This is a genomic window from Burkholderia sp. APQ4-4ca, from assembly GCF_057837105.1.
This window is the reverse complement of record NZ_JBYQCG010000105.1, coordinates 29,451-34,581: the sequence shown is the minus strand read 5'-3', so window position 1 is coordinate 34,581 and position 5,131 is coordinate 29,451. Positions and strand designations below refer to the sequence as shown.

Sequence of the window (5,131 nt, the reverse complement as noted above, 5' to 3'; positions counted from 1 at the left end):
GCGCGCCATGAGCAGATAGAGCGACTTCATGTGCTCGACCGTGCGATACGCCTGCCGGGCTTGTCCTTCCTTCGACCTGCCACCGACGAGGGCGACGACGAATGCAAGAGCCAGCTTAGTCTGCTGGACCGCGTCATCCATACCGGCAAACCGGGCGGCAAGGGCTGGGATCGCGGCGGCAGGATCGGTTCCGACCCAGGCGGCGAACCAGATCGGAGAAAAAGTGAGGTTGCGAGTGGCGTTCGCCTTCCGCGAAGCAATTGCAGCGATCGTCTTGTCGTCGATCGATGATCGGTTGACGATCGCGAGAAGATGGCCGAGGTTCCGTGTATTGACCCGCTTAGCGCGCAACTCCGGCAAGAGCGCCGGAGCAATCTGATCCCAGATCCAATCGCCATGCCAACTGACGTCATAGAGCGCGTAGTGGCTCTCCCCCTCCTCCGTTTCGGTAGAGAGCTCGTATTTGATTTCCTTTAGCAGCACGTCGAAGACTTGCGATGGGAACGACGCATACAGCCGGGGAAGCCAAACTGGAAATCCATTGAGCTCCTGCAGGGCGTATCGTGCCGCGATCTCCGCATCAGCCGGAAAGAAAGAAGACGGCCAATCAATGGTTTCCCGCGCTTCGATCGACAGTCCGGTAAGACCGAAAATCGTCGAGAACGGCGTGGTGTTCGCGACGGCACCCTCGGAGCGGAGCACTGGCCTGTTCTGTCGCCAGTATCCTGCGACGCCATCTCGGAAAGCTAGTGCGACATCCTGGCCGAACTCTTCGATGAGCGATTGCCAATTGCCCTCTGTCCACCGGTTATACTGACTTTCGGCGCCACGCATTTGCTCGTGCAGGTAGTGCTGGTCGCGGGAGATCATGCCGGGCTTTCCGAAGTCGCGGATCTTGTCCAATCGGCCCGCGAGAATCTGCTTTGCCCTCTCCTTGGACGCCGCTTCCCTCTTCGCCTCCTTCTCGGACCTGCGCTTCCAGGCGGCTTTCTGGCGCTTGAACTTGGTATTGGCACCCCTGGACGGTTTGAGCAATTTGCCTAGCTCAGCATCCACGTCAGGATAGACCGACGACACCTTCTGGAGCGCCTCTCGCCACGCCCGAAGCCGACCATTTTGCTGGTAGAGAGTAAAGGCGAGCGTCAGTGCGACGAGTTTGTCGTCTTGGAGTCGCCGAGTGGTGATCTCGTCGCACATATAGTCGAAATCTGAACCGTCGAAGGCCCAATAGGTGTCGAAGATCGAGACGTGCCAATAGTCGGTCAGCCGCTCGCCGTTCTTGCGCTTCCGTCGCGCGCGCTCCTCGGCGACGCTATGCCAGAAAAGTGCGCGGTTGAGCGCGGGCCATTCGCGGACCAGTTGTGGCAGTTCGTTGAGCCCACCCTTGAATGTGCCGCGCTCGTAGATCTCGGCTATGGAAAGCTTTCGCAGGACCGAAAGCGCAGTTTTCTTCAGCGTGGCAGGATCGCAGCCTTTTATCAGCCGCACCAGGCCTTGGCCCGCGATCTGGCCGAGCCAGCTGTATCGCTTGGAAATCTCGCAGTGACGCTGCTCGACGACTGGCCTGCGGCTCAGAAGTTTGGCGAGTCCATCGAGAAGCGTGGGGAGGAGCGTCCGTGGAAGTCTGGTCACGTAGCTGGCGAGCGAATCCAAGAGCGGATCGGTCTCGTAGCGCTTCTTGGGTGCCGTGAGCGCAAGGGCCCCGAGCAGCCAGTCCACGTCGGCCCGCGTCTGGCCGAGGCCGACGACAAGCTCACCGAGCCATCTGCGCGAGAGCGGCGGCGTTTCCTTAATGAACGCCTCGCAGACCTCGAAGCAGTCGTGTCCCGACCCGACTTCGATCATTGCCCGGATAGCTGCGATCCGCGCGTACTCCGCGCGCGAGCTGAGTGCGAAGTGCTTGGCCTTGTCCGCGAGGGTAGCGATCCCGCCCTGTGCGACCATGCGAAGAAGAAACCAGACGATGTCCTCGTCGCTGCTGTGCCTGTCAAGGAGTTCCCGGATGCACTCCGCGAGGTCCGGATTCGCGAAGCGCTGCACGGCCGAGTACTCGGTGGCGCTTCGGCCATGCGCTGGCTGGGTGAGTTGCTCACAGGCTTCGCGCAGAATTTGGGCGCGCGTATCCACCGGCAGCTGTGCAGGATCTCCACCCTCAAACAAAACCTCGGGCGCGAGACGCATTACGCGCTCAAGGATCCGCTGGTCGAGTAGGGCTAGCCAGGGAAGAACCGGGCGCATCGTCGGCACCACGACCTCGATACCGTATTGGCGACGGAAAAAGAGGTTCTCGATCTTCGCCCGCGATCCTTCGTCGACAAGCATGGCGTTGAGCCATTCCGCTGTGAGAAATTCACGGACGGAACGGTGGTGGAAGCGTACCGTTCCGTAGATGCCCTCGTCGAATATCGGCCTGGTCAGGAGTGTCCGACAGTCGGTGTCGTTCCAGTCGGTCAGCACGTCCTTGATCGAGAGGCCGCGGTCGTTCTGCTGACCGTCGGGCACCCGGATAGCCGACTCCTTCGCGAGCGTCGCTGCCGCTGCGACAAAGCGCGCGCCCGCTCGGATACGATCCTTGGAGATCGGGTTAGCGTCGGCGCGGTCTTGGTCGCGCTCCTCCAAGCGTTTGTCGATGCTCGCCCGTATCAGCTCGAGACGCGAGCCAATCTTCTTGTTGGCGATCCAGAACTCGACTGTCTCGGCGAGGTCCAGTGGGCGGGCCGTGAACGACCATGCGTCGGCGCGTTCTATCGCCTTTTTGAAGCCCTTGATATCGGTGACGCCCTTGGCGCTGGCAAAGCGGTCGACCTGCTCGCCGGCGATCTCGTCGAGCGCGACGATACGAAATGGCGACTTCCGACCCTTCGGTACAGGGATGTCGCTAGTGGTTACGGCTTCATCGGACTCCTGGTGCTGGGCGGGCGCGGTCGCCGGCGGCGTCCACGGTAGCGCCGCCTCACAGATCAGGAGATCGGTCCTTGGCCGCCAAGCGTCGGTTCGCCCGGTGATGACGACATGGGTACGTTGAAGGACGCTGCCGAGCTTGCGCCCGACCTTCCGTATCGCGCGCTCGAAATCTTTCGGGTCTTTCAGCCGCGCTTCATCGACGGAGTCCAAAAGAAGCCAGCCGCGCTCGCCAGAGGTCATCCACTCCTCAAACTCCTCGGGCGTTCCCTCCTCGAACGCGGCGTCGAAGTTCTGGGCGAGGTGCTCGATGCGCAGGAAGAAAGCTCGCTTAGCGCTCTGCCGCAAGTTGCGGCAGACGTGCCGGAGCTCTTCGGTTTTTCCGGACCCTGCCTCGGAGAGAAGGACAATACGCGGCTCCTCAAGTAGATCGGACCATTGCGTAGGTTTGTCGCGGCGCATCAGCCGGAATAGGTCCGACTCCTTGCCTTCCTCCTCGCTAAGCGCGAGATCGTGAAATGTGCGGTGAAGCTGGATAAACTCGTCGAGATCGACCGACATCTGCGTCTCCTTTGCATCCTCAGGGGCGAGAGATCGGTACACCTGTTTCGCACCGTCAGGTGGCTTATTATGACGTGGGCATGATTTCATGGGGCGATTACGTGAAAGATGCCACTGTGCACCGTTTGGCTTATTCCGGCGAATGAAACGACATAATCAATTACACGTCGACTGCGGCTGCTGTCGGAATGAATCAGCATGAGTGACCGGGGCAGGCGATGTCTGCCATTGAAACTCTGGCCCTTGGACCGGCGGCTATGGGAAACTGACCTGCTTAATCATTGGCGATGGCCAAGCGTCTGGTAAAGACGACAACTTGCCAGCCGAGAAGGGGGTACGCGTGACCGTTTCAGCTTGGAAGCGCCCGTCGCACTTACCGAGATACCGTTTCGGATCGGCAGCGGGCATCGACGCCGCCCTCTTTCCGAGTCAGCAACGGGTCGATTTTGTCGCTTGATGAAGTGACTTCCAGGCAAATCCAAGATTCTGATCCGACGCTGACTGAGAGACCAGATCTTGGCTTACACAGGTGGCAGAAACCACCTCTCACTCCACCGTCACCGACTTAGCCAGATTCCTAGGCTTATCAATATCCGTCCCCCGAGCCAACGCAGCGTGATACGCAAGCAATTGCATCGGCACCGTATGCAAGATCGGCGACAACGGCCCGTAGTACTCATTCAGCCGAATTACCTCGATCCCTGCACTCGGCACCAATCCACAGTCCACGTCCGCGAACACGAACAGCCGACCATTCCGCGCACTGACCTCATGCATGTTCGACCTGAGCTTTTCAAGCAGCATGTCATTCGGCGCAACCGCGATCACCGGCATTTCATTGCTGACGAGCGCCAGCGGCCCATGCTTCAGCTCGCCTGCCGGATAAGCCTCCGCATGAATATAGGAAATCTCCTTCATCTTCAGCGCGCCTTCGAGCGCGATCGGATAATGCATCCCGCGCCCGAGAAACAGCATGTTGTCGCGTCGCGCGAGCAACTCCGACCACGCCATGATCTGCGGTTCCAGCGCGAGCACCTTCGACATCGCATCGGGCAGATGCCGCAGCGCGCGCAGATGTTCCTTTTCTTCGTCGTCGCTCAACCGCCCGCGCACCTGCGCCAGTGACAGCGTCAACAGGAACAGCGCAACGAGCTGCGTCGTAAACGCCTTCGTCGAAGCCACGCCGATTTCTACCCCCGCACGCGTGACGAATTGCAGCGCGCATTCGCGCATCAGCGCGCTCGTCGCGACGTTGCAGATCGCGAGCGTATGCATCATCCCGCTGCGTTTCGCGACATGCACCGCGCCGAGCACATCAGCGGTTTCACCGCTCTGCGACACCGCCACCACCAGCGTGCGCGGATTCGGCACACCGTCGCGATAACGAAACTCGCTGGCGATTTCCACACTCGCCGGCAACTTCGCGATGCTCTCGATCCAGTACTTCGCGGTCAGCGCGGCGTGATAGCTGCCGCCGCACGCGAGCAGCAGCACCGAATCGACGTCGCTGAACACACGCCACGCTCCATCGCCGAACAGCTCGGGCATGATCGACGAAACGTCGAGCAGCGTATCGGCCACCGCCTGCGGCTGCTCGAAGATCTCCTTCTGCATGTAGTAACGATACGACCCGAGATCGGCCGCGCCGCTATGCGCGGCGACGCGTTGC

The 5,131-nt window shown here is 60.6% G+C and carries 2 protein-coding genes; both read right to left on the bottom strand.

All coding sequences use genetic code 11. The features are described 5' to 3' along the window. On the bottom strand, positions 1-3,462 hold a 3,462-nt coding region (gene hyoA, locus AC3IFE_RS13175; protein ID WP_489190788.1), incomplete at its 3' end, for an NACHT domain-containing antiphage protein HyoA. 546 nt (positions 3,463-4,008) lie between these two features. Beyond that, positions 4,009-5,131, bottom strand: a 1,123-nt coding sequence (gene glmS, locus AC3IFE_RS13170; RefSeq protein WP_489190787.1) for a glutamine--fructose-6-phosphate transaminase (isomerizing), incomplete at its 5' end; no start/stop codon positions are given.